The organism is Flavobacterium sp. NRK1 (assembly GCF_024054175.1).
In the GTDB taxonomy this organism is placed as follows: Bacteria; Bacteroidota; Bacteroidia; order Flavobacteriales; family Flavobacteriaceae; genus Flavobacterium.
Window position 1 is genome coordinate 1 of the sequence record NZ_JAMXLA010000004.1, and the last position, 248, is coordinate 248.

General features: G+C 39.9%; 1 protein-coding gene. It reads left to right on the plus strand.

The genetic code is table 11. The annotated features are described in order from the left end of the window. Window positions 1–248: hypothetical protein (locus NHE85_RS16615; RefSeq protein WP_252813331.1), on the plus strand; the 248-nt coding region annotated here is incomplete at both ends.

Consider the following 248-nt stretch of genomic DNA (forward strand, 5'->3'; position numbering starts at 1 on the left):
AATATCAAAGACGGTTCAGTAACAGCATCTAAGATCGATTCAAGCGTTGCAGGTGCAGGCCTTACCCAGGATGCCAATGGTGCACTTAAGGTTGATGTTAGTGCAATAACAGGAGATGGTAGTATAACTTCTACAGATCTTGAAGTAAACGGCGGAACTAATTCAACATTTGAAGATGTAACTTTAGAAATTAAAGCGGGAGCTGTAACTACAGCTAAACTTGATGCTGATGCAGTAACCAATGAAAA